The organism is Streptomyces sp. NPDC001914, assembly GCF_042891215.1.
Taxonomy (GTDB): Bacteria; Actinomycetota; Actinomycetes; order Streptomycetales; family Streptomycetaceae; genus Streptomyces.
The window spans coordinates 530,483-553,292 of record NZ_JBIASW010000001.1; the positions used below are offsets into that span (position 1 = coordinate 530,483).

At 73.3% G+C, this 22,810-nt stretch carries 14 protein-coding genes and 1 pseudogene; 9 read left to right on the top strand and 6 right to left on the bottom strand.

Annotation, left to right across the window (positions count from 1 at the left end; genetic code table 11):
* Positions 1-37 precede the first annotated feature (37 nt).
* A complete protein-coding gene (locus ACFYYF_RS02425; RefSeq protein ID WP_388770490.1) occupies positions 38-2,023 on the bottom strand; it encodes a GTP-binding protein in 1,986 nt (661 codons plus the stop codon).
* 216 nt (positions 2,024-2,239) lie between these two features.
* On the opposite strand from ACFYYF_RS02425, the pseudogene ACFYYF_RS02430 reads away from it, so the two are divergent.
* Positions 2,240-2,461: pseudogene (locus ACFYYF_RS02430) on the top strand (XdhC family protein); the annotation flags it as partial.
* A gap of 396 nt (positions 2,462-2,857) precedes the next feature.
* Positions 2,858-3,988 (top strand): XdhC family protein, encoded by a 1,131-nt coding sequence (locus ACFYYF_RS02435; protein ID WP_388771534.1) that lies wholly within the window; start codon positions 2,858-2,860, stop codon positions 3,986-3,988.
* A gap of 121 nt (positions 3,989-4,109) precedes the next feature.
* Here the strand turns inward: ACFYYF_RS02435 and ACFYYF_RS02440 are convergent, their stop codons facing one another.
* Positions 4,110-4,616: a metallophosphoesterase gene (locus tag ACFYYF_RS02440; protein WP_361676245.1), complete on the bottom strand. Its 507-nt coding sequence runs from the start codon at positions 4,614-4,616 to the stop codon at positions 4,110-4,112.
* 210 nt (positions 4,617-4,826) lie between these two features.
* On the bottom strand, positions 4,827-7,259 hold the full coding sequence (locus ACFYYF_RS02445; RefSeq protein ID WP_388770493.1) for a SpoIIE family protein phosphatase: 2,433 nt from the start codon (positions 7,257-7,259) through the stop codon (positions 4,827-4,829).
* Positions 7,260-7,573: 314 nt separating this feature from the next.
* On the opposite strand from ACFYYF_RS02445, the gene ACFYYF_RS02450 reads away from it, so the two are divergent.
* Positions 7,574-9,742, top strand: a complete 2,169-nt coding sequence (locus ACFYYF_RS02450) for a SpoIIE family protein phosphatase (protein ID WP_388770495.1) — start codon at positions 7,574-7,576, stop codon at positions 9,740-9,742.
* Between the two features lie 175 nt (positions 9,743-9,917).
* Here ACFYYF_RS02450 and ACFYYF_RS02455 read toward each other — a convergent pair whose 3' ends face one another.
* A complete protein-coding gene (locus tag ACFYYF_RS02455; protein ID WP_388770498.1) occupies positions 9,918-11,270 on the bottom strand; it encodes a S1 family peptidase in 1,353 nt (450 codons plus the stop codon).
* Between the two features lie 281 nt (positions 11,271-11,551).
* Between ACFYYF_RS02455 and ACFYYF_RS02460 the strand changes: the two genes are divergently transcribed.
* The 5 genes from ACFYYF_RS02460 (at position 11,552) to ACFYYF_RS02480 (ending at position 18,607) form a co-directional block, all read left to right on the top strand.
* Positions 11,552-11,965 (top strand): PaaI family thioesterase, encoded by a 414-nt coding sequence (locus ACFYYF_RS02460; RefSeq protein ID WP_365488116.1) that lies wholly within the window; start codon positions 11,552-11,554, stop codon positions 11,963-11,965.
* Between the two features lie 476 nt (positions 11,966-12,441).
* On the top strand, positions 12,442-12,657 hold the full coding sequence (locus ACFYYF_RS02465) for a type A2 lantipeptide (RefSeq protein ID WP_361675305.1): 216 nt from the start codon (positions 12,442-12,444) through the stop codon (positions 12,655-12,657).
* Positions 12,658-12,748: 91 nt separating this feature from the next.
* The gene (locus ACFYYF_RS02470) at positions 12,749-13,558 is read left to right on the top strand and encodes an HlyD family efflux transporter periplasmic adaptor subunit (RefSeq protein ID WP_388770502.1); all 810 of its coding nucleotides are present in this window, start codon (positions 12,749-12,751) and stop codon (positions 13,556-13,558) included.
* Positions 13,555-15,777, top strand: a complete 2,223-nt coding sequence (locus ACFYYF_RS02475) for an NHLP family bacteriocin export ABC transporter peptidase/permease/ATPase subunit (RefSeq protein ID WP_388770505.1) — start codon at positions 13,555-13,557, stop codon at positions 15,775-15,777. The genes ACFYYF_RS02470 and ACFYYF_RS02475 overlap by 4 nt, the downstream gene beginning before the upstream one ends.
* Before the next feature lies 1 nt (position 15,778).
* Entirely contained in the window at positions 15,779-18,607 is a 2,829-nt protein-coding gene (locus tag ACFYYF_RS02480) for an NHLP bacteriocin export ABC transporter permease/ATPase subunit (protein WP_388770508.1), read from the top strand.
* A 4-nt stretch (positions 18,608-18,611) separates the two neighbouring features.
* On the opposite strand, the gene ACFYYF_RS02485 is transcribed toward ACFYYF_RS02480, so the two are convergent.
* Positions 18,612-19,148 (bottom strand): SRPBCC family protein, encoded by a 537-nt coding sequence (locus tag ACFYYF_RS02485; RefSeq protein WP_388770510.1) that lies wholly within the window; start codon positions 19,146-19,148, stop codon positions 18,612-18,614.
* Positions 19,149-19,348: 200 nt separating this feature from the next.
* Between ACFYYF_RS02485 and ACFYYF_RS02490 the strand changes: the two genes are divergently transcribed.
* Positions 19,349-20,851, top strand: a complete 1,503-nt coding sequence (locus ACFYYF_RS02490) for an MFS transporter (protein ID WP_388770512.1) — start codon at positions 19,349-19,351, stop codon at positions 20,849-20,851.
* A gap of 55 nt (positions 20,852-20,906) precedes the next feature.
* On the opposite strand, the gene ACFYYF_RS02495 is transcribed toward ACFYYF_RS02490, so the two are convergent.
* Complete coding sequence (locus ACFYYF_RS02495; RefSeq protein WP_388770515.1) at positions 20,907-22,484, bottom strand: phosphatase PAP2 family protein; 1,578 nt, start codon at positions 22,482-22,484, stop codon at positions 20,907-20,909.
* Positions 22,485-22,810: the final 326 nt, after the last annotated feature.

Below are 22,810 nucleotides of genomic sequence, written 5' to 3' on the forward strand. Positions count from 1 at the left end.
CGCCTCGGCGCGCCGGCCGGGGACGCGGCCGGCCGGCTCAACCTCCGACCCTGCGCGTCAGGTTCAGCAGATACTCCTTGCGGTCCAGCGGGTTCAGATCGGTCCGGGGGCGGTCCGGGATCACGTCCCGTGCCACCGGGGCGTAGTGGTCGAAGGCGCATTCCAGCTCGCCCTCTCCTCGCGTCGGCCCCGGGAGCCGCTGTTCGAGCTCGTGCGAGCGCACCACGGGGAGGACCCCCTCCAGCACGCACGAGGCCCCGTCGATCCTGGTGGTCCGCGGCACGGCCCGCTGTCCGGCCAGCAGGGACAGCACGGCGCCGAGGGTGTCCGCCGGCACCTCCAGACGGAAGCGGTGCATCGGCTCGTACACCTGGGTCCCGGCCGCGCGCAGGGCGGCGGTCAGCACCAGCGGGGTAAGACCCCTGAAATCGGCGCCCGTGCTGGACATGCTCTTGTCGAAGCCCTGGTGGGCGTGGCTCTGGCGCGGCGAATAGCCCGAGTGCGTCATCGTGACGACGCAGTCGGTGACCTGCCAGCCGTGCAGTCCCTGTCCCAGCGTCTCCTCGACGGTGTCCTCGACCGCCTTGAAGAACGCGTACGGCATCGATCCGAGCTCCACCTCCAGCCGGAAGTCCGTGCCGGAGCCGACCGGCGCCGGCTCGACGCGCAGGCCGACGGTCGCGAGGAAGGGATTGGGGTCCTTCTTGTTGAACTCGACCGCCGCGCCGGTGCCCAGGGGCCGTTCGACACAGAGCGGGGTCGTCTCGCGGAACAGGACGTCGACGCCGAACTCGTCGGCCAGGGTCGCCTGAAGGACTTCCTTCTGCACCTCGCCGTAGAGCGACACGGAGATCTCCCCGCGCAGTTCGTCGTGCCGCAGGCCGATCAGCGGGTCCTGCTCGGCGAGTTGGGTGAGAGCCGTGTGCAGGGCGCCCCGGTCGGCCGGGCGGCCGGGCGAGACGACGGTCTCCAGGGTCGGCGGGGCGAAGTGGTGTCCACCGGCCGGCGAGAGCCGGGGGTCGCCGATGGTGTCGCCGATCCGTACGGCGCCGAGTCCCCAGAGCTTGCCGATGCGTCCCGCGCTCACGGACGCCTCACGGACCGCCGAGCCCTGGTCGAAGACGCTGATCGCGGTGACCTTCCCCTCCTCGCCGTCGCGCAGGGTCAGGCGGTCGCGGGTCCGCAGGGTTCCCGAGAACATCCGCGCGTAGGCGATCTTCTCCCCGGCGGCCCCTCGTTCGACCTTGAAGACGGTGCCCGACAGCGGCCCGTCGGCGTCCGCCGTCGCCACCGGCAGCAGCTCGCGGATCCCGGCGATCAGATCGGTGACGCCCGCGCCCGTCATCGCCGATCCGAAGAAGACGGGGTGCACCAGGGCCTGCCCGGTCTGCCGGACGAGCGCGGCGCGCAGACGTCCGTACGACACCCCGTCCTCGACGTACGCGGCCAGCAGCTCGTCGTCGTGCGCGGCGAGGGGGTCGAGCAGGCGCGGCCGCAGCCGGGCGGCGGAGTAGGGCGCGAAGCGAGCGGCGGGCGTGCCCAGTTCGCCGGGCTCGCCCATCGGGACGACCGCCGGGGTGAGGCGTTCGGAGATCCTGGCCAGGGTCTCCTCGTGCCGGGCTCCGCGGCGGTCGATCTTGTTCACGAAGATCAGCGTGGGAATGCGCAGCCGCTGGAGCGTCCGCATCAGCACGCGCGTCTGCGCCTGCACGCCCTCCACGGCCGAGACCACGAGGACGACGCCGTCGAGCACGCCGAGGACCCGTTCCACCTCGGCGATGAAGTCCGGGTGACCGGGGGTGTCGATCAGGTTGACGGTGAGGTCGTCGATCGCGAAGGAGACGACCGCGGATTTGATGGTGATGCCGCGCTGCCGCTCCAGCGCGAGGAAATCGGTCCGGGTGTTCCCGTCGTCGACGCTGCCGATCTCGTCGATGACCCCGACCGTGTGCAGGAGCCGCTCGGTCAGGCTCGTCTTACCGGCGTCTACGTGCGCCAGGATTCCCAGGTTGAGCATATGCACCGGGTGTCATGTCCTTTGAGATGAGAGAGATTCCTTCCTGGGTGGACATGAACGGTGCGCGCATGTGCTGCTCCTCGGTTCCGGTGAACGTGTCGCCGCCAGTGCAGCAGGCGGCCGGCCGGGACGGCAACGTATTAACGCTCAACGAAAACTCGTCGCGGGGCGGATCCTTGAAGGTGACCCGAGAGGCGTGGCCGTACGCGAGAGGAGCGGACGATGCGTGACATCCTCCCCGCGCTCCACGCGTGGTACGCGGCCGGATCGTCCTTCGGACTGGCCACGGTGGTGGCGGTCGGCGACAGCGCGCCCCGCGAACCGGGCGCGGCCATGGCGGTGGGGCCCGGGGACGAGGTCGTGGGCAGTGTGTCCGGCGGCTGTGTCGAGGGCGCGGTCTTCGAGCTGGCCCGGGAGGTGATCGCATCGGGCGAGGCGCGCCTGGAGACGTTCGGGTACAGCGACGAGGACGCCTTCGCCGTCGGCCTGACCTGCGGCGGGGAGATCACCCTGCTGATCCGCCGGGTGTCGGCCGCCGATGATCCGGCCTTCGGCGCGGTGGCCGAGTCGGTGGCGGCGGGCCGCCCGGTGACGCTGGCGACCGTACTGGACGGCCCGGCGCCACGAGGCGCGACGCTGGCCGTCCGGCCCTACGAGCCCCCGGCCGGAACCGGGACGCCCGGCTCGACGACCACCACGGGGCAGGCGGGCGCGGCGGGTCCGGTCGGCCCGGCGAGTCCGGTCGGCCCGGCGAGTCCGGCAGACCCGGGCGGCCCGGGCGGCGCGGGCGGCGGGGCGGGTCCGGGCGGCGCGGGCTCTGGCCCGGCCGGGTCCGGCGGTCTGGACGGGGCGGCGGGTTCGGTCGGCCCGGCGGGACCGGGCGGCACGGCAAGACCGAGCGGCACGGCAGGACCCGGCGATGAGGCCTCGGGCCCGGCCGGGTCCGGCGGTCCGGACGGGGCGGCGGGCCCGAGCAGCCCGGCAGGCCTGGGCGGCACGGCACGACCGGACGGCACGGCGGGTCCCAGCGGTGCGGCCTCCGACCCGGCCGGGTCCGGCAGTCCGGACGGGGCGGCGGGCCCGAGCAGCCCGGCAGGCCTGGGCGGCACGGCACGACCGGACGGCACAACCGGCCCCGGCGGTGCGGCATCCGGCCCGGCCGGGTCCGGCGGTCTGGACAGGGCGGCAGAACCGGTCGACCCGGCAGGAGTCGGCAGTGCGGCAGGGCCGGGCGGTATGGCCTCTGGCCCGGGCGGGGCGGGTGGGGCGGAGGGGGTGCCGGGCGGACCGCAGGGGGCGGGTGTCGGGGTCGTCGGGTCGCTCGGGGCCCGGGGGCTGGACGTCGCCGTCGTCGCCGACGCCTGGGGGGAGCTGGCCCAGGGGACGACGGGGCGCCGGCACTACGGGCCGCACGGTGAGCGGCGCGAGGACGCCGTCACCGTTTTCCTGCACTCCTTCGCACCGCCGCCGCGCATGCTCGTCTTCGGCGCGATCGACTACGCGTCCGCCGTGGCCCGCATCGGGGCCTTCCTCGGCTACCGCGTCACGGTGTGCGACGCCCGCCCGGTGTTCGCCACGCCCGAGCGCTTCCCGGCGGCCGTGGAGGTCGTCGTGGACTGGCCGCACCACTACCTGAGCGGCACGACGACCGACGCGCGCACGGTGATCTGCGTCCTGACGCACGACCCCAAGTTCGACGTGCCGCTGCTGGAGGAGGCGCTGCGCCGCCCGGCCGCGTACATCGGGGCGATGGGCAGCCGGCGCACCCACGACGACCGCATGGAGCGGCTGCGCGCGGCCGGCGTGCCGGAGCGCGAGCTGTCCCGGCTGCGCTCCCCCGTCGGCCTCGACCTCGGAGCCCGTACGCCCGAGGAGGTGGCCGTGTCCGTGGCCGCGGAGATCGTCGCGCTGCGCTGGGGCGGCAGCGGGCTGCCCCTGACGGCCAGGGGCGGGGCGATCCATCCGCGGTGAGCAGCGCCGCCCCCGGCCGCCGGCGACCCGCCCCGCGTGCCCGAGGGCGTCGGCGAGCTCCCCGGCCACGACGGCGAGGGCCCGCCCCGGGTGACCCGCGTGCGGCCCGGTGGGCGCGGGATCAGCCGGTGCGCGGGGGCAGCCGGTGGAGCGTCACCTCGGTGAGCCGGCCGTCGGCCGCCGTCGCGGTCATGTACGTGCAGTGCGGCTCGCGGCGGCGGTCGGTCGGGGAGCCGGGGTTGAGCAGCCGCAGGCCGGTCGGCGCCGTGGTGTCCCACGGGATGTGGCTGTGGCCGAACACCAGGACGTCGAGGTCGGGGAAACGCCGCGCGCAGCGCTGTTCGCGGCCCTGCGCGGAGCCGGTCTCGTGGACGACGCCGAACCGCAGGCCGCCCAGCTCGGCACGGGCGACCTCGGGAAGGCGGGCCCGCAGAGCCGGACCGTCGTTGTTGCCGTACACCCCGACGACCCGCCGGGACCGGGCCTCCAGCAGGTCGAGGGTGGCGGTGTCCACCCAGTCCCCGGCGTGGATCACGACGTCGGCCGAGGGGAGCTCGGCGAGCAGCGCGGCGGGGAGTTCCCGGGCGCGCTTGGGCAGGTGGGTGTCGGACATGAGCAGCAGCCGCACGGTTCCACCTCGTCGGTCGAGCACGATCTCGTTCACCTCGCCGGTCCGGCCCGATCTCCTGCACCCCATCGGTCCGACCCCATCTCCTGCACCCCGTCGGGCCGGCCCCATCTCCTGCACCTCGCCGGTCCGGCGCCCCATCTCGTGCACCCCGTCGGTCCGGCACGATCTCCTGCACTTCGCCGGTCCGGCCCGATCCCGTGCACCTCGTCAGTCGAGCGCGATCTCGCTCCAGACCTGCTTGCCGCCGCTCACCGGGACCGTGCCCCAGGTCGCCGACATCGCCTCGACCAGCAGGATCCCCCGCCCTCCTGTGGCCTCCCAGCCGATGCTGGTCGGCTTGATCGGCGTGCGGGGCGAGTTGTCGGCGACGGCGATGCGCAGGCGGTGGTTGACGAGGGTGAGGTCGAGCCTGACCTGGCCGTCGGTGTGCACCAGGGCGTTGGTGACGAGCTCCGAGACGATCAGCAGGGCGGCGTCCGTGTGCGCGCCGACACCCCAGCTCCGCAGGGCCCGCCGGGTGTAGCGGCGGGCGTGCCGGACCGCTTCGGGGACGCGCCACACGGTCCAGCTCTCGCGGAGCGGCAGCACCTCCATGCCGTCGTACCGCATCAGCAGGAGGGCCACGTCGTCGCTGCGGTTGGCGCTGGTGAGCAGTTCGTCGGCGACGAGACCGAGGTGGGCGGGGTCGGAGCCCGCCAGGCCCTCGGCGAGACGTTTCAGGCCGTCCTCGATGTCGACCTCGACGGACTCGACCAGACCGTCGGTGGTCAGCGCGACGATGGTGCCGGGCTGGAGCCTGAGCGGGCTCATCGGGAAGTCGGCCTGCCGGATGACGCCGAGGGGCGGCCCGGTCTCCGACTCGGGGACGTCGGTACGGCCGTTCGGGTGACGCAGCACGGGCGGGATATGTCCTGCACGTACATACCAGGCGGACCCCTCCTCCATGTCGATGTCGACATAGCAGCAGGTGGCGAAGAGGTCGGTCTCCAGGTCGAGCAGGAGCCGGTTGGCGTGCGAGACCACCACGTCCGGCGGGTGGCCCTCGACGGCGTAGGCGCGCAGGGCGGTGCGCATCTGGCCCATGACGGTCGCGGCGGAGGCGTTGTGCCCCTGGACGTCACCGATGACGAGGGCTACGTGGTTGTCGGGAAGCGGGATGACGTCGTACCAGTCGCCGCCGACGTCCAGGCCGGAGGTGGTGGGCAGATAGCGGGCGACGGCGACCGCGCCGGGCAGCCGGGGCAGCCGGCGCGGCAGCAGGGTCCGCTGGAGCATGCCGATCAGTTCGTGCTCGGCGTCGAAGGCGTGGGCGCGCACCAGCGCCTGCCCGGCGAGGCCGGCGGAGGCGGTGAGCAGTGCCCGCTCCTCGGGACCGAACTCGTGCGGGGTGTCCCAGCCGATCAGGCAGGCGCCCGCCATGCGGCCGCCCGCGGGCAGCGGCAGGACGGCGAGGCCGCCGGGGCCTACCTCGGCGAGCGCGGACTCCAGCTCCGCGCCGGCGGGCCAGATCGCGGGCCGCCCCTCGCTCAGCGCCGCGGCGAGCGTGGGCATGGCCCGGACGGGGGCGTCGGGCCACTCCGAGCGCCATTCGCTGCGCCACAGTTCGGGCCAGAACTCGGGCTGCGGCGGGTCCAGGAGCGTGACGACGAGGCGGTCGCCCTCCAGTTCGGCGACGGCGATCCGGTCGGCCTGGAGGGGCTTGCGCAGGGCGGCCACGACGGCCTGGCCGACGTCGCGGACGGTGCCGGCGGTCGCGAGGGACGCGGCGAGGCGCTGGACGCGGCCCACGTCGTTCAGGCCGGAGCGCAGCTTGGAGGCGTCGGAGACGGTGCCCACGAGCCGTGCGGGGCGGCCCTCGGCGGAGGGCAGCAGCCGGGCGCGCAGCCGGAGCCACTTGTGATCGCCGGACGGCTGGAGGATACGGAACTCCAGCTCGCGGTCGCCGACGGAGGTGTGGTCCGGTTCGACCGCGGACATCAGGGCCGGAAGGTCCTCGGGCACGGCCATCGAGAGCAGGGTCTCGACCTTGCCGTCGAAGGCGGTGGCGGACAGTCCGAACAGTTCGAGCACGTCGTGGTCGACCTCGACGTGTCCGGTGTCCATGGCGAGGCTGAACGAGCTGGCGGGCAGGTCCGCCGCCGTGTCGGGCGGCGGCGCGGGCGGGACGACGACGGCTTCGGCGATGAGCCCGAGGCAGGCGCGGTCCTCGTCGCCGAAGCCGGCGGGATCGTCGCTGACGGCGACCAGGCAGCCGTCGTCCCGCAGCGGCAGGACGGCCAGTGAGAAGTCCTGGGAGGCCAGTCGCCGGGCGTCGGCGCAGCGGGCCAGCTCATCCGGTCCGAGCCAGCACGGCTGTCCCGTGCGCAGGGCCTCGGCGGCCGGGGAGCCGCCGGACAGGGGGTAGCTGTCGCGGAGCCCGTACAGCGTCCTGGGCACCCCCGCGGACTCGGCCAGATGCAGTTCACCGCCCCTCACACTCGGTGAGTACACGGCGGCCACGGTCGCACCGGTGAAGACGAGTGCCTGCTCCAGCAGGCGGTGCAGCCGTTCGCGCGGGTCGAGATCCGCGGTGAGCGTCTTCAGGGCGAGTTCGGCACGCGACGTTCTCGTTCCGCGTTCCGCAGCACCCTCACTGACCACGCCGTCATTACAGCGCTTCCCGGGCTCGGGCGCAGCCCCTGTGACCGTTCCGAACGCGTCGGGCCTGCGGTGAAGGCCGTGCGGGACGGCCGATCGAACGAAATCGAATCCGCCGGGGTTCAGGTGTTTCACACGGTGCTCCGACGACAGCGCTCACGACAGAGGTGACGGTTCACGTCCGGGCCGTCCGGCACGCGGATCGCCGGCCCGGCGGCCCGCCGGGGTGGACGGGCCCGCTCGCCGTGCGCGATCGGCCCACAGGGAGGAGCCTTGTCCCCTGGAAGGGCGGAGGTCGTGGACGGCCCCGCGAGGAGGTGGTCGCCGTGTCCGACGGACAGGAGACCGCGCAGGCGCCGGCCGGTCGGCCGGCCCCCGTGGGACGTCCGCTGCTGTCGCTGGCGCTGGCCGCGATGCTCGACGACGTGGACGCCCACTCGGGAGCCGTCTATCTGCTGTCCGCCCACGAGCCCGTGCTGGAGATGACGGTGTCCGCGGGACTGCCGCGGGCCTTCGCCGCGCCGTGGGAGCGCGTGGGGCTCAACGCGCCGATCCCGGTCGCCGAGGCGGTACGGGGGCGGCGGCTGGTCTGGGTGGGTGGCGAGCAGGAGATGGCCCGCAGGTTTCCGCGGATCGCGGTGGTTCTCCCGTATCCCTTCGCCCTCGTCGCGCTTCCGGTGGCGACGCCGGCCACGGTGTACGGCGCCGTCTACGTGACCTGGCCCGGCTCGCATCCGCCGGACCTCTCCGACCGGGAGCGCGATCGCCTCACGGCGGCCTGCGACCGGCTCGCTCTGCGGCTGGAGCGGGCCGTCGCGGAGAACCGCCCGCTGCACCCGGAGCCGGACCTGCTCACGCCGTCCCCGATGGCGCCGGCCGGCACGCTCGGCTCGGTGGAGGCCGCGCGGATGGTAGGGCGCCTGCCGTACGGACTGTGCTCCCTCGACCTGCACGGGCGGGTCGGCTTCGCCAACACGGCGACGGCCGAGCTGCTCGGGGTGCCCGTCAGCGCTCTGCTGGGCACCCAGTTGTGGGCGGCCGTGCCCTGGCTGAACGACCCGGTCTACGAGGACCGCTACCGGGCGGCGCTGATCAGCCAGCACGTGACCTCCTTCGTCGCGCTGCGTCCGCCGGGCGAGTGGCTGTCGTTCCGGCTGTATCCGAGTACGAGCGGGCTGAGCGTGCGGATCTCGCGGGCCCGGCCGGTGTCGGAGATGACGCGGGCCGGACCGCAGCGGCGCGACGGCAGCCCCCGCCTGGTGACCATCTCCCATGTGCTGAGCCTGGCGAGCGCGCTGACGGAGGCGGCGGGCGTGCAGGACGTGGTGCAGCTCGTGGCGGACGAGATCGCGCCCGCCGTCGGCAGCCAGTCCCTGGTCGTGCTCGCCAGCCGGGCCGGGCGCATGCACGTGCTCGGGCACCGCGGTTATCCGGACGCGCACATCGTGGAGCGCTTCAACGGGCTGCCGCTGAGCGAGCAGACCCCGGGCACCCAGGCGCTGAACACCGGTGTGCCCGCGTTCTTCGACTCGCGCGAGCAGTTGGAGCGGCTGTACCCGGCGCGGAACGCCACACCCGACGGCATGGGCGCGTGGGCGTACCTGCCGCTGGTGGCCTCCGGACGGCCGGTGGGCACCTGTGTGCTCGGGTACGCGCAGTCCCACCACTTCGCGGCCGACGAGCGGGCGGTGCTGACCAGTCTGAGCGGGCTGATCGCGCAGGCCCTGGAGCGCGCCCTGCTCTACGACGCCAAGCTCCAGCTCGCCCACGGTCTGCAGGCCGCGCTGCTGCCGGCCTCGCTGCCCCCGCTGGCCTCCGTCGAGGCGGCGGCGCGCTATCTGCCGGCGACGCAGGGCATGGACATCGGCGGGGACTTCTACGACATGGTGACCTCGAACGGCCGGGCGGCGGCGGTGATCGGGGACGTGCAGGGGCACAACGTGACGGCGGCGGGGCTGATGGGGCAGATCCGTACCGCGGTCCGCGCGTACACGGCGGTCGGCCAGGCGCCGGAGGAGGTGATGGGGAGCACCAACCGGCTGCTGATCGACCTGGGCACCGAGCGGTTCGCCAGTTGTCTGTACCTGCGCCTGGACCCGGCGCGCGAGGTCGCCGTGATGTCCCGGGCGGGGCATCCGCCGCCGTTGCTGCTGCGGCCGGACGGCAAGGTCAAGGTGCTCGACCTGGCGGGCGGGCCGCTGCTGGGGATCGACGCCCACGCCGTCTATCCGACGACCGAGGTGCCGCTCGTCCCCGGTTCGGTGCTCGCCCTCTACACCGACGGTCTGATCGAGTCCCCCGGGGTGGACATCGAGGACGCCCTCGCCGATCTCGCGCGACGGCTCGCGGCGAGCGGTCACCAGCCCTTGGACGAGCTGGCCGACACCCTGCTCCTGCAGGACGGGGAGGCCCCGCGGGAGCGGCCGGACGACGTCGCCCTGCTCCTGCTGCGGGTCCGGCCGCACGGCGGGACCGGGGGCGGATGAGGAGCGGTCCGGCCCTCCCGCCGGAGGGCCGGACCTGTCCACTGTCGACCGGAATTCCCTGTTCCGTTGGCCGGTCAGTGGTTCTTGATCGCCGGATCGACCGGCTTGACGGGGCGGACGCGCGGTCCGGACCGTCACCCGTGGCCGCGGCCCGGAGCGGGGCCGCGGCACCGGATCAGTTGTGCTGCCTGCGGGACTTGTGGTGGGTCCCGTTCTGGCCGGCGCCCGCGGCGTCGTCGGCGCCCGCGCTCGGGTCCACCGCGTCACCGGCGCCCGGGTCAGCGGCGCTCGCGCTCGGGTCCACCGCGCCGCCGGCACCCGCGTCACCGGCACCCGCACCGGCGTCGCCCGCACCCGCGTCACCGGCACCCGCACCGGCGTCACCGGCACCCGCGTCGCCCGCACCCGCTCCCGCGTCACCGGCGCCCAGCGTCGCGCCGGTCGCCGCCAGGGCGGTGGTGACGGGCTGGAAGAAGGTCTCGCCGCCGGCCGTGCAGTCACCGCTGCCGCCGGAGGTCAGGCCGACCGCGCCGCCGTCCTGGGTGAACAGGGAGCCGCCGCTGTCGCCCGGCTCGGCGCACACGTCGGTCTGGATGAGGCCCGTGACGGTGCCCTCCGGGTAGTTCACGGTGGCGTTGAGACCGGTCACGTTGCCGTCGTGCAGACCCGTGGTGCTGCCCATCCGGAAGACCTGCTGGCCCACGGCGGCCTCGACGGCCTGGTTGATCTGGACGCTCTGCCCGTTGCCGACGTTGACGGCGCTGTTCGTCTGCGTGGCCGGGTCGTCGTACTTGACGAGGGAGAAGTCGCCGGCTCCGGGGAACGTGGCCTGGTCGACGGTGGCGATGGGGGCGCCGCCCTGCGCGTCCGACCACTGGGCCGCGGCGACACCGCAGTGCCCCGCGGTGAGGAAGGCGGGGGTGCCGTCGCCGGCGGTGACGTTGAAGCCGAGCGAGCAGCGGGCGTTGCCGCCGAAGATGGCGTCGCCGCCGTCGACGAAGGTCTTGAGGGTGCCGGCCGACTTCGAGAGGGTCGCGACGCCTGAACCGAGGCCCTTGACGGTCGACTCCACCGTGTTCCACTTGCCGCCCGTGACGGTCGAGTCCGCGGTCACGTGGATCTCGTTGGTCTTCGGGTCGACGGACCACGCGGTGCCGGCGATCGACACCTCGGTCCTGAGCGTCTTGGCCGCGGCCTCCAGGTCGGCGGTGCTGTTCTGCACCTGGTGGGCTACGGCACCGGCCCGCTCGATCTGGTTGACGACGTTGCTGTTGTTACCGACGACGTTGATGACGAGCTGCTTGTTCGCCGCGTCGTAGTACGAGCCGGCGAACGCGTCGCCCAGCTGGGAGGCCAGCATGGAGGCGACGCCCGAGACGTCGTTCGACTTGAAGGTTCTGGGAGTGGCGGCGTCCCCGTTCGACTGCGACGCGTTGGCGTTGGGCAGCAGCAGAGCCGCCGCTCCGAGCGCCGCTACGCCGCCAACCGCGATCGCGGCCTTGCGCTTGGGTATCCGTTTGTGACTCAACTCTTGACCTCCTGGGGACGGGGGCGGTGCCGCGTCCGGCAGCTGACTGGGGGGCGCCTGCTTGCCGGTTGATACGCGTGTGCCTCCGGAGCTGTTCAACTGCCATTGCAAATTGCGGAAGTTGACGTCGCCAAAGGCATCGATTGCGGGGACAACCAGGGCATTTCCTTCACCGGCGGGCCGCCGGGCACGGCCGGGTCCGCGGCGCCCGTCGCGCACCGCCCGGCACGCACCCCGTCGCACGAGGGGATCCGGCGGCCGGGAGGGGAACAATGCGCCGTATGACACTGACCCTCGTCGAAGCCGACAAGATCCTCGCCGACAACTTCGCCCCCTGGGTGCTCGATCTCGGCCTGTCCGTGACCGAACTGGACGACCGTCGCGCGGTCCTGCGGCTGCCGTGGTCCGCGCGGCTGGCCCGGGAGGGCGGCTCACTCTCCGGCCAGGCCCTGATGGCCGCCGCGGACACGGCGACCGTGATCGCGGTCTCCGCCGCCCGCGGCGCCTTCGTCCCCATGACGACGGTTCAGCAGTCCACCAGCTTCCAGCGGGCGGTGACGGACGCGGACGTGCTGATCGAGACGGTCCTCACCAAGCTGGGCCGCCGCATGGCCTTCGCGGACATCACGATGACCGCCGAGGGATCGGCGGAGATCGCCGCGCGGGCGAGCACGGTGTACGCGATCCTCGGCTGACCGCCGACACCCTCACCCCGTCCGGCACGGACCGTGACCGGCCGAAGACGCTGTGTCGACGAGCGGAGGCGGAATCCTGGATTCAGGGAATCTGCACAGCCCGTGCTCACGGAGGTCACCGCGGACCGGGGATCTGCACAGTCGCGCGCCCCCCGCGCGCCGTTGGGCCGGGACTGTCCCCTTCGGCGCGGGGGTGGCAAGGGTCCGGGTGGATCAATGCCGCGCAGCATGTGAAGAAGTGGCCGCAGCCGCGTGTGCGCCCCTGCACGCTTCACCGCTCATGGAGCACAAATTCCCAGGTGAGAGCCCTGGTTGATTGGAATCGCGCTCCGCGGCCGTGCTTTGATCCGTTGCACCGCGGAGGTCGCACCGCTCCCGGGAACGGGAGCCGCACCCCCGCGGTGGCGGCCGTCGTCTGTCCCCCAGAGGGGGCCGCTCTCCCCCTTGTGAATATCCATATGAAGGGAAGTTCCATCATGAACTCCACCCCCCGTGTCGAGACCGCCGAGATCTCCGACGCCGACCTCGACAACGTCTCCGGTGGCCTCTCGCTGAACGCCGTCGGCACCGTCACCGGCCTGGTGGACGGCGTTGCCCCGGTCTCCGGCGTCCTGGGCACGGCCATCGGCACCGTCGAGGGTGTGACCGGCCTGAACACCGCCCCGGTCTCCGGCCTGGTCGCCGGTCTCTGATCGCGTTTCACGCCGCCGAGTCCCGGAGCCGCCCCACCGGCTCCGGGACTCTCGGGTGCCGTCAGCCTCTCGAACAGGTGAGAAGTATCCCGTGCAGTTCCGCCAACAGGCCCTCGCCAAGCTGCGGTCCCCCGAAGAACTGGACCTGCCCGTACGCCTCGCCCGCCCGCAGGGCCGGCTCGCGCTGGCCGTGACGGTCGTCGCCATGGCCGCCGCCTCCGTCTGGGCCGTGACCGGCACCGTCGACTCCACCGTCGGCGCGCCCGCCGTCCTCACCCACGCCGAGGGCAGTTACATCCTCCAGAGTCCGGTCGCCGGGCAGGTCACCGCGGTCCTCGCGAAGGAGGGCGAACGCCTCCCCGGGAACGCTCCCCTGCTGAAGGTCCGTACCGCGCAGGGCGAGACGGCCGTCGTCCGCACGGTCGCCGCCGGGCGTGTCACCGCCCTGGCCGCCACGATCGGCGCGATCATCTCGACCGGCGCGAACGTCGCAGCCGTGGAGAAGGTGGCCCACGCCGAAGACCCGCTGTACGCGACGGTGTACGTCTCCGCCGCGAGCGCCGCCGCCATTCCCGCCGACGCCGCCGTCGACCTCACCGTCCAGTCGGTGCCCACGGAGCGGTACGGCGTGCTGCGCGGGCACGTGAAGACGGTGGGCCGCAGCGTGCAGACCCGCCAGCAGATCGCCGCCTACCTCGGTGACACCCAACTGGGCGAGCAGTTCAGCGAGAAGGGCAGGCCGGTGGCCGTCCTGGTCAGGCTCGACCGCTCGTCCACCACCCGCAGCGGCCTGAAGTGGTCGTCCGCGGACGGGCCGCCCTACACGCTCACCTCCATGACCCTGGCCACGGCCTCCGTCCGGCTCGCCGGTCAGCGCCCCGTCGACTGGCTCCTGCCGTGAGCGCCGCGCCGGACACCCGTGGCAGACGCCGCGCCGCGCCGCCCCGGCGCAGCGTGCCCAGGACCCGGGTCAAGAGTGTCCGCACCCCCACCGTGCTCCAGATGGAGGCCGTGGAGTGCGGTGCGGCGTCCCTCGCGATGGTGCTCGGCCACCACGGCCGGCACGTCCCGCTCGAAGAACTGCGCATCGCGTGCGGTGTCTCGCGGGACGGATCGCGCGCGAGCAACCTGCTGAAGGCGGCGCGCGGTTACGGTCTGACCGCCAAGGGCATGCAGATGGACACGGCCGCGCTCGCCGAGGTGCGCGGGCCCGCGATCCTGTTCTGGGAGTTCAACCACTACGTCGTGTACGACGGCATGGGCCGCCGTCTCGGACGCCGGGGCGTGTTCGTCAACGACCCCGGCAAGGGCCGCCGTTTCGTGCCGATGGAGGACTTCGACAGCAGTTTCACCGGGGTCGTCCTGGTCATGGAGCCGGGCCCCGGCTTCCGCAGGGGCGGCCGCAGACCGGGAGTACTGGGCGCCATGCCGGCCCGGCTGCGCGGCACTTCGGGCACGATGCCCGTGGCGGTGCTGGCGAGTCTGCTGCTGGTGGCGGTGGGCGCGGCCGTGCCGGCGCTCAGCCGGACCTTCATCGACCAGTATCTGATCGGCGGTCACAGTTCGCTGCTGGGCGTGCTGTTCGCGTCGATGGGTGTCTCGGTGCTGCTGACCGTGGTGCTGACCTGGCTCCAGCAGGCGAACCTGCTGCGCGGCCGTGTCATCTCCTCGACGCTCTCCAGCGCCCGGTTCCTGCGCCATCTGCTGCGGCTGCCGGTCACCTTCTTCTCCCAGCGCAGCCCCGCCGACCTGGTGCAACGGCTCCAGTCGAACGACGCCGTGGCCGAGACCCTGGCGCGCGATCTCGCCGCCGCGGGGGTGGACGCGGTCGTCGTCGTCCTGTACGCCGTGCTGCTCTACACGTACGACCCGCAGCTCACGGCCGTCGGCATCGGAGTCGCGCTGCTCAACGTGGTCGCGATGCGCGTGGTGATCCGGCTGCGCGCGACCCGCACCGCGAAGCTGCGCGCCGACACCGCCCGGCTGACCAACACCGCCTACACCGGGCTGCAGTTGATCGAGACGATGAAGGCCACCGGCGGTGAGGACGGCTACTTCCGCAAGTGGGCCGGACAGCACGCCACGACGCTGGAGGAACAGCAGCGTCTCGGGGTGCCGAGCGCGTGGCTGGGGGTGGTCGCCCCGACGCTGGCGATGCTCAACAGCGCGCTGATCCTGTGGATCGGCGGCCTGCGCGCGGTCGAGGGGCAGGTCTCCGTGGGTCTGCTGGTCGCGTTCCAGGCGCTGGTCACGCGTTTCACCGCGCCGATCACCCGGCTCAACGGTGTCGCCGGGCGCATCCAGGACTTCGCGGCCGACGTGGCCCGGCTCAAGGACGTCGAGAACTTCCGCGCCGACCCGCTCTACGACCGCCCCGGCTCCGGTGGTTCCACCCGGCGGCTGCGGGGTCTCGTGGAGCTGGAGAACATCACGTTCGGCTACAGCCCCCTCGACGAGCCGCTGCTCACCGGGTTCTCGCTGACCGTCGGCCCGGGGCAGCAGGTCGCTCTGGTCGGCGGCTCGGGCAGCGGCAAGTCGACGGTGTCCCGGCTGATCTCGGGCCTGTACACGCCCTGGGAGGGCGCGATCCGTATTGACGGCCGCCGGCTGGAGGACATCCCGCGCGGAGCGCTCGCCTCGTCCGTGTCGTTCGTCGACCAGGACGTGTTCCTCTTCGAGGGGACGGTCCGCGACAACGTGGCGCTGTGGGACCCCTCGATCACCGACGACGCGGTGACCGCCGCCCTCCAGGACGCGGCGCTGTACGAGGTCGTCGCGCGCCGTCCCGGCGGGATCCACAGCCGGGTCGAGCAGGACGGCCGGAACTTCTCGGGCGGTCAGCGGCAACGCCTGGAGATCGCGCGGGCGTTGGTGCGCAGGCCCAGCATCCTGGTGCTCGACGAGGTGACCAGCGCGCTGGACGCGGAGACGGAGCAGACCGTCATGGACAACCTGCGCCGGCGCGGCTGCGCCTGCGTGGTGATCGCCCACCGGCTGAGCACGGTGCGGGACAGCGACGAGATCGTGGTGCTCGAACACGGCTCGGTCGTGGAACGCGGGCGGCACGAGGCACTGGTGGCGGCCGGCGGACCGTACGCCGGTCTGGTCAGGGAGCATTGAGATGACCACGGTTCACGAAGGCGTCCACGGGCAGGACGTGGTGCTCGGGGCGCTGGGCGGCATGGGTACCCCGGTCGGCGGCGCGGGCCTGACCCGTCTGGACCTGGAGGGTCCGCAGGTCCTGTGGCTGGTGGTCGCGGGTGCCATGGACCTGTTCGCGGTCGACGCGGCCGAGGAGGGCCACTGGCATCACCTCGGCCGGCTCGAAGCGGGCTCCCTGCTGCTCGGTCCGGTGACGGGCCCTCAGCACACGCTGGTGGGACGGCCGTTGCGCGGCTGCGAGCTGCGCCGGATCGGGCTGCGCGAACTGTACGAACAGGCCGGCACGGCGACGTGGTCGTACGACGCCTACGGCAACCCGCAGTTGGTGCCGCCCGCGTCCAGCCCGCTGGAGCACGCCCTCGCGCTCGGCGTCGGACGCGGTCTCTCCGTCCTCTTCCAGGCGCCGACGGCCGCCGAGCACGCGCCCGCGCCCACCGACGACGACGTGTTCTGGATGCGGGTCCCGCCGGGAAGCGTGCAGTACGGCTCGCTGTACGGGGCCGAGGCGGCGGCCGATCTGCTGATGGACTCCGGGGTCTGGCAGAGCATGGTCGACCAGCAGTACCGGCTGCTGTCCACGCTCGACCGCTGGATCGAGGAGCTGGAGGCCGGCCACGAGGACCGTGCGGCGGCGGGCATCAAGGCCGGTGAGGCCGTCCGTGACCGGGCCGACCGCACGCTGCTCGCCTCGATCGGCAGACGGTCGGAGAACCGCCCGACCGCGGCCGAGGCGGACGCCACGTACGCGGCCTGCGAGCTGGTCGCCCGCGCGGCGGGGATCACCCTGGCCGAGCGGGCGGGAAGCGGGACGGAGAGCGATCGGCTCGACCCCGTCGAGCGGATCGCGCTCGCCTCACGGCTACGGACGCGTTCCGTGCGGCTCGACGGGCGCTGGTGGCGTGACGACATCGGCCCGCTGGTGGGCGGCCGGGCGGTGTCCGGTGCGCCGGTGGCGCTGTTGTGGCGGCGCGGTGGCTATGTCGCCGTACAGCCGTCGTCCGGTCGGGAGACGCCGGTCGAGAAGGCCAACGCCTCGGAGTTCGAGCCGCGGGCGGTGATGTTCTACCGCCCGCTGCCCGAGCGCGGGCTCGGCCCGCTGCGGCTGCTGCGGTTCTGCCTGGCGGGCGCGGGCGGGGATCTGCGCAACCTCGCGGTCAGCGCTCTGGTGACCGTGGCGATCGGCGCGCTGGTGCCGATCGCGACCGGCCGGGTGCTCGGCAGTTACGTCCCGAAGGCGGAGCACGGTCTGATCGTGCAGGTGTGTCTCGCGCTGATGGTCACCAGCGTCGTGTCGGCGGCGTTCATGCTGTTGCAGAACCTCACGCTGCTGCGCATGGAGGGCCGGATCGAGGCGAGTCTCCAGCCGGCCGTGTGGGACCGGCTGCTGAGACTGCCGACCTCGTTCTTCGCCGCCCGTTCGACCGGCGAGCTGGCGAGTGCGGCGATGGGCGTCTCCGCGATCCGGCGTCTGCTCGCGGGGGTCGGCCCCACGCTGGCGCAGGCGGGCACGGTCGGCGCCATGAACCTGGGCCTGCTGCTCTGGTACAGCGTGCCGATGGCTCTGGCCGCGATCGGCATGCTGGTGGTCGTCGCGGCCGTGTTCCTGGGTCTCGGTCTGTGGCAGGTGCGCGGGCAGCGCCGTCTGGTGGCGCTGGGCAACAAGCTCAACAACCAGGCGTTCCAGACCCTGCGCGGGCTGCCCAAGCTGCGGGTCGCGGCGGCCGAGAACTACGCGTACGCGGCCTGGGCGGGCGAGTTCGCGCGCAGCCGTGAACTGCAGCAGCGCGTCGGCCGCGTGAAGAACCTGACGACCGTGATGGGCGCGGTGTATCTGCCGCTGTGCACCCTGCTGATGTTCATGCTCCTGGCGGGTCCGGCGCGCGGTTCGCTGACGGCCGCGGACTTCCTCACCTTCAGCACGTCGCTGACGATGCTGCTGACGTCGGTCACCCAGATCACCGGCGCGCTGGTCTCCGCGGCGGCCGCGCTGCCGATGTTCGAGGAGATCCGGCCGGTGCTCGACGCGACGCCCGAGGTGCGCGGGGCGAGTACGCGTCCCGGTGTCCTGTCCGGCGCGATCGAGGCGCGACGGCTGTCGTTCCGGTACTCCGACGACGGTCCGCTCGTCCTCGACGACGTGTCGTTCGCCGTCCGGCCGGGCGAGTTCGTGGCGGTCGTGGGCCCGAGCGGCTGCGGCAAGTCCACGCTGCTGCGGCTGCTGATCGGCTTCGACAGGCCGGTGTCGGGCAGCGTGCTGTACGACGGCCAGGATCTCGCGGCCCTGGACCAGTCCGCCGTACGCCGTCAGTGCGGTGTGGTGCTCCAGCACGCGCAGCCCTTCACCGGGTCGGTCCTCGACTGCATCTGCGGCACCGGGGCCTACACGCCCGAGGAGGCGATGGAGGCGGCCGAGATGGCGGGTCTTGGCGAGGACATCAGGCGGATGCCTATGGGGCTGCACACGCTCGTCGCGGGCAGCGGCGCGATCTCGGGGGGCCAGCGCCAGCGCCTCATGATCGCCCAGGCGCTGATACGGCGGCCCCGCATCCTCTTCTTCGACGAGGCGACCAGCGCCCTGGACAACGCGACGCAGCGCACGGTGATCGAGAGCACCAAGGCCCTGAACGCCACCCGGGTGGTGATCGCGCACCGGCTGTCGACGGTGCTGGACGCGGACCGTGTCATCGTGATGGAGAACGGCCGGATCGCCCAGCAGGGCCCACCCGCGCAACTGCTCGCGGACACGACGGGACGCCTGCACGAACTGGTACGCCGCCAGCTCGCCTGAGCGGTCAGTCCGTCGCCGGCACCGGGGCACCCGAGGGGACACCCGCCCCGACGTAGTCCTCGTAGATCTCCCTCCAGGCCTTCATGCCGCCGGCGCGCGGGCTCTCGGCCGGTCCACCGCCGACCGCCCGGTCGAGAGCGGCGAGGCAGACTTCCCAACCGGCGCCGTTGCGGGCGGCCGTGTTCCGCTCGGCGAGCACGTCGGTGAGCGTGAAGCGGGTGCGCCCGTCGTCGAGCGCTTCGAGGCCGAAGCGCAGTTCGTCGCCTCCCCATTCGAAGGAGAGATGCCGGGGCGGCCCGACGTCGAGGACCCGCCCGGTCGACTCGGGCATGTGCGGATCGCCGCTGAAGGCGATCGTGCCACCGGGGCGCAGCTCCATCTCGGCGCGGGAGGGGAACCACGCGGCCAGCGCGTCCGGGTCGGTCATGAACCGCCACAGGCGGTCGACGGGGTGGTCGTAGACGCGGCTGAAGCGGACGGCGGGGCGGCCGTCGTCCAAGGTGAGGTACGTCCCCGTACCCGCGGTGACTTCGGCGGACATGGCGCATCGGTCCTTCGTGAGGGTGCCTGCGGGCTCTCGTTCCCCAGTCTAGGGACGCGTATGGGACGCACGTCACACCCGGTCGGCTAGCGAAACGTTGCCGTTTCGCTCGGTCGGGGCTTATGGTCGGAAGGTCGATGTGTACGAAACCGTTTCGTTTACGTACACGTAACGAGCCACCTCCCTGGAGTGCTTCTGCCATGTCCCAGACCCTGACCAAAGGCGCCGGCGCGGGTGCCGCGGACCCGGCGTCCGCACCCTCGTCGAAGCGGCGCTGGTGGATCCTGTCGATCATCGGCATCGCCCAGCTCATGGTGGTCCTCGACGCCACCATCGTGAACATCGCCCTGCCCTCCGCCCAGGCGGACCTCGGATTCTCCGACGGCAACCGGCAGTGGATCGTCACCGCGTACTCGCTGGCCTTCGCGTCCCTGCTGCTGCTCGGCGGGCGCATCGCGGACCTCTTCGGCCGCAAGCCCGCCTTCCTGATCGGGGTCGCCGGATTCGCCGCCGCCTCCGTCCTGGGCGGCGCCTCCACCAGCTTCGGGATGCTGGTCACCGCGCGCGCCCTGCAGGGTGTGTTCGGCGCCCTCCTCGCACCGGCCGCCCTCTCGCTGCTGAACACGACGTTCACCGACGCCAAGGAACGCGCGAAGGCGTTCAGCGTGTACGGCGCGATCGCCGGCGCCGGCGGCGCCGTGGGCCTGCTGCTCGGCGGCCTCCTGACCGACGCGCTCGACTGGCGCTGGACGCTGTTCGTGAACCTCGTCTTCGCGGTCGTGGCCTTCGCCGGCGGCTGGGTCCTGCTGAGCGGTCACCGTGACGCGGCGAACTCCAAGCTGGACCTGCCGGGCACCCTGCTGGTCTCCACCGGTCTCTTCTCCCTGGTCTACGGCTTCTCCAACGCCGAGACGCACGACTGGAGTTCGCCGGCCACCTGGGGCTTCCTCGTCGCGGGCGGCGTCCTGCTGGCCGCGTTCACCTGGTGGCAGACCCGTGCCGCGCACCCGCTGCTGCCGATGCGCGTCCTGCTCGACCGCAACCGCGCCGCCTCGTTCCTCGCGGTGCTGATCACCGGCGCGGGCATGTTCGGCGTCTTCCTCTTCCTGACCTACTACCTCCAGCTCAACCTCGGCTTCAGCCCCACCAAGACGGGTGTGGCGTTCCTGCCGATGATGGCCGCCCTCATGGTCATGGCGCAGGTCTCCACCACGGTCCTCGTGCCCCGGATCGGGCCCAAGGCCGTCATCCCCGCGGGCTTCGCGGTCGCCGCGATCGGCATGGCCTGGCTGACCGGCATCGGCATCGGCTCGTCCTTCTCGACCGACGTCCTGCCCCAGCTGCTGCTGATCGGCGCGGGTCTCGGCATGGTGATGCCGCCCGCCATGTCGCTGGCCACCAGCGGGATCGCCCCCGAGGACGCGGGTGTCGCCTCCGCGACCGTCAACACCATGCAGCAGGTGGGCGGTTCGATCGGTACCGCGCTGCTGAACACGCTCGCCGCGAGCGCCGCGACCAGCTACCTCGCGGGCAAGGACGCGACGGACAAGCTGGTCCAGGCCCAGTCGACGATCGAGAGCTACACCACCGCCTTCTGGTGGTCGGCCGGCTTCTTCGCCGCCGGAGCGCTCCTCGCGCTCGTGCTCTACCGCCGTGGCACCCCGGCCCAGGACCCGGACGCCGCACCGGTCGTCCACATGTGACCGGGGAACGCCGATCACGGTCGTCCCCGAGTGACCGGGGGACGCCGGATCACCTTCAGGCCGAGGGGCCGCCGTCCGCAGGGAGACGGCGGCCCCTCCCCCGTCCCCGGCGCGGGGCCCCCACGGCGGCCCCGCCCGCATCCCGGACCGCCTCGCCCCTCCCCCGGACCGGCCGGTACACGACCAGGGCGCGGTACTCCTTCTCCAGCCTCAAAGCGGCGGCGCCGGGCCGCGGTTCACCGTCGAACGCGAGGGTGTCCGTGCCGACGACGCCGTCCAGCTCCAGCCAGGGAACCCGCTCGGCCTCGTAGACCCGCGAGTGTTCCAGGGTCCCGAGGGCCGCGGCGACGACGGCGCGGGTGCGGGCGAGGCGGTGGCGCGCGTCGACCAGGCGCACATCGAGCAGATCGTCGTCCAGCCGCGGCCGGAACGCGGGGGTCAGCCCCTCCGGAACGTAACGGCCGTTGCCCGCGAGCAGCAGCCACAGGAGCCGGGGCCTGCCGTTGACGTTCACCTCGACCGGGCTGGCGGCACCGAGCGCCTTGACCAGCGCGAGGGCCGTCGTCGGCGCGGCGGGTCGGCGCCGCGCCAAGTCCGCCCGCAGCCGGGCGAGTTCGGGGTAGGGGCCAATGCTGAACTCGTTGAGGAACCAGGTGTCCTCCCCCGTCCCCGCGCGGGCGACGCCGACGTCCACCTGCACCGCCTCTCCCCGGACGACCGCGAGGGCGGTGTCCTCGGCGTCCGGCACCCCCACGTCCAGCGCGAAACGGTCGGCGACCCCGGCGGGGAACACGGCCAGGGCCAGACCCCGGCCGGCCGCCGCGCGCGCGGCGGCGCCGGCCCCGGCGTCGCCGCCGCAGACACCGAGCGCGCCGCCGGCCTCCACCGCCCGGTCGGCCGCCATGGCGAGCAGTTCCACGAGGTCGTCGCCGGGGCCCTTCTCGATCACCTCGGCCCCGGGGAGCAGGGCGCGCAGCCGCCGGGCGCGCGACCCCGGCACCTCGGGCACCGCGGCACCGGCCGGTTCGTCGACGACGACGACCAGCCCCTTGCCGTGCGGCAGCGCGGGCGCGCGCGCGGCGGGCCGCTCCCGCTCCGGCAGAACGGGACGCGGCGGCCACCAGCGGCAGGTGAGGGCGGCCGCGCCCGCGCCGATGGCCGCACCGGCGAGGACGTCTCCCGGGTAGTGGACGCCCACGTAGACCCGCGAGAAGGCGACGGCGGCGGCCACGGGCGCGACCAGGAGGCCGTAGCGCCTGGACTCCAGGGCGACGGCGGTGGCGAAGGCCGCGGCGGAGGCGGAGTGTCCCGAGGGGAAGGAGGTGGTGTGCGGCTGACGGGCCAGGCGCCGGATCGTGGGGACGCCTTCCAGCAGCGGGCGGGGGCGGCGGGCGCTCCACTTCACCAGCGTGTTGACGGTGAACGAGGCCAGCGCCAGCGAGCCGAGGCCGCGCAGCGCCGCCCGGCGCCCGGCCGGACCGCCGACGAGGCCGAGTCCGGCGGCCGTGCCGAGCCACAGACGGCCGTGGTTGGCCGCGTGGCTGAGCCGGCGCAGGGCCGGATCGGCTCCGGGCACCCGTGCGGTGGCCACCCGTGTGAACAGCCGCTGGTCCCATTCGAGGAGTGCACCCATGCTCCACCGCTACTCCACCCCGGCCGCACCGGCATCCCGGGTGACCCGGACCGGTGACGGAGGTGGGCCGTGCGGCACACGGCGCGCCCCGGCGTGGTAGGGCACGGGTACGGGCTTCCGGCACGGCCGGCGTCCGCCGTGGCGCCCCTGCGGCGGGTGACGCCGGCATCGCGGAGGCATCGGCCGTCGGCGCCACGGACTCGGCGGCACGGAGGCACCGGCGTCGCGGAGGCTTCGGCGGCACGGAGGCACCGCGTCGCGGAGGCGTCGGCGGCACGGAGGCACCGCAGCGCGGAGGCTTCGGCTGCACGCGGACATGCCGAAGG